This window comes from Streptomyces viridosporus, from assembly GCF_002078235.1.
GTDB lineage: Bacteria > Actinomycetota > Actinomycetes > Streptomycetales > Streptomycetaceae > Streptomyces > Streptomyces viridosporus.
The window spans coordinates 1-2,498 of sequence record NZ_MSGP01000491.1; the positions used below are offsets into that span (position 1 = coordinate 1).

Below are 2,498 nucleotides of genomic sequence, written 5' to 3' on the forward strand. Positions count from 1 at the left end.
GAACGGCGACTTCGTCGACCTGGACCTGCGGGGGGAGGAGCGGCCTGGGCCGCTCCTCCCCCCGCAGGTCCAGGTCGACGAAGTCGCCGTTCTCCAGCAGCGCGTACAGCCGCTCGCCGTCCTCGGTGAGCGCCACGCTGTCGACCTCGGCACGGCCCTCCAGCGGGATCCGCTCCACGTCCCGGAACCGCAGGTACTGAGCCAGCAGCGCGGAGCGGGCGTCCGGGCGGTCGGCGGTGCGGTACGCGGCGGCGGCGTACAGGGAGGAGGTCACCAGCGACACGTCGTCGTAGGCGGCGGCCTGCCGGGCCAGCCGGTCGGACGCCAGTCGGCGCTGCTCCTCCAGCATGTTCAGGTACAGGACCGAGACCACCGACGCCGCCACCACGGCCAGCACGGTGACCCCCACACCCAGGAACCGCAGGTACCGCCGGATGCGCTCGGACCGCGCGGCCTCACGCTGCTGGCGTTCCCGCAGGGCGACGCCCGCGGTGATGAACTCCCGGTCCTCGTCCGTCAGTTCGTCACCGCGCTCGGCGAGCCACTGCTCCGCCGTGCCGAGCGCGGGATCCTCCAGCAGGGCCCCGTCCGGCCGTCCCTCCCGCCACCAGCGGGCCCGGTCGTAGCGCAGTTCCCCGCGCCAGGTGAGGAACGAACGGTCGGCCTCCAACTGCTCCGCCAGCGGCTGCCAGTGCTCGATCAGGGCCTCGTGGGCCAGCTCGACCGTCTCGCCCCGCTCGGGGTCCGCGCCGAGCACGAGGACGCGGGCCTCGGCCAGGTTCCGGGCGATGGCCCACTGCTCCTCGCCCGCGTCGCGGCGGGAGAGCCGGGCGCGCAGCGCGGTCGTGCTGCCCGGCGGGACCTGGATCAGCGCGCGCAGGAGTCCGGCCGCGGCCCCGGGCGGCGCACCGCGCAGCGCGCGCTGCCAGGCCGAGTCCGCCCGGCTGCTCAGCACGCCGCCGAGGCCGCCCAGTTCGCGGTAGGTGTCCAGGCGGAGCCGGCCACCGGTCTGCCGTTCCCACAGGGTGTTCAGCACGAACCCCAGCAGGGGCAGGGCTCCCGGACGGCCGGCCGCGTCCTCGACGAGGCGGTCGGCCAGGCCGTTGTCGTACTCCACGCCGGGGAAGGCGCGCAGCGGCAGCCGGACCACTTCGGTGAGCTGCTCGCGGGTCATGAGACCCAGCTGGTGGGCGGGCGCGCCGCCGACCAGTCTGCTCAACTGCGGGTGCCGCAGAGCCGCGTCCTGGAAGTCGGTCCGCAGGACCACCAGGACGCCGACCCCGGGGTGGGCGCAGGCGTCCAGGAGACGGTCCACCAGCGCGCGCAGGTCCTCCTCGGGGCGCAGGAGCAGGGCTTCCGCCTGGTCCAGGGCCAACACGAGGCCGGGTGCCGACCGGTGGCTTTCCAGGGCGTCGCGGACCGCGTCGACGTCCGGCAGACGGCCCTCGGCGCGCAGGGTGACGGCCTCCGTCCCCCGTTCCCCCAGGCGGGGCAGCACCCCGGCCATGAGGAGGGAGGACTTGCCGGACCCGGAGGGCCCGGTCAGCGTCACGCAGCCTTCGGGCGGCCCCTGCGGGCACAACAGGGCGGTGACGGCGTCGACGTCCTCGTCCCGGCCGAAGAAGTGCGCGCTGTTCTCCTCGGTGAACGGGCGCAGTCCCGGGAACGGGGACGCCGGGGCGAGCAACTCGGCCAGTTCCGGCACCTCGTCGAGCACCGTGCGGGTCGGGATGCAGAAGCTCTGCCCGCGGCGCGAGGACGAGACGGACACCACGATGCCCACCGCGGCGCCCAGTTCCAGGTCCCAGACGGCGGAGCCGCTGAACCCGGGCTGGACCGGGTCCGCCTGCGCGTCGAGCGGCGACATCTGCAGCCGCCCGGTGCCGGTGCGGCCGCGCAGCACCGCGGTGTGCCAGCCGCCCCCGGTGCCGTCGTCCGGCAGTCCGAAAACCATCGCCCGGTGGTCCCACACGGTGGGGGGCGCCGCCATGAGCACCGGCCGGGCGCCCGCCGGCGGGCGGTCCAGCGCCAGGACGGCGACGTCCCCGCCGCCGTCCCCGCGCACCGGCACCCAGTGCCGGACGACGGCCCCGGTCTCCTCCCCGGTCGCCGCCAGGACCAGGCGGACCCGCACGGGCGCGTCGGGCGGCTCGGCACGGGTGAGGGGCAGGCGCGCGGCGCCCAGGACGACATGGGCGCACGTCAGCACCAAGGCGGGCGCGATCAGCACGCCCAGGCCCCCGATGTGGCCGTCGGCGGACGCGACCTGGACGGTCGCGGCCGCGAGGACCTCCTCGGCCGTCCGGTCCGATGCGGTCGGCTCGGTCATCTTCGGTATCCCCCGCCACCGTTGACCCCACGCGTCAGCAACGTCCCCCAGAGGTCACACCAGGTGCCGCGCACGAGCAAGATTGTTTCGGGCCAACACGCAGCAGGAGAAAAGGGAGAGGGCGCCCTCTCCCTTTTCTCCTGCTTCTCCGCGCTGCCGTACGGCGTTT

1 protein-coding gene is annotated in these 2,498 nt (G+C 75.1%); it reads right to left on the reverse strand.

Going from position 1 to position 2,498, the window contains the following annotated elements; genetic code table 11:
- Positions 1–2,329, reverse strand: a 2,329-nt coding sequence (locus B7L92_RS30060; protein WP_143626398.1) for a serine protease, incomplete at its 3' end; no start/stop codon positions are given.
- Positions 2,330–2,498: the final 169 nt, after the last annotated feature.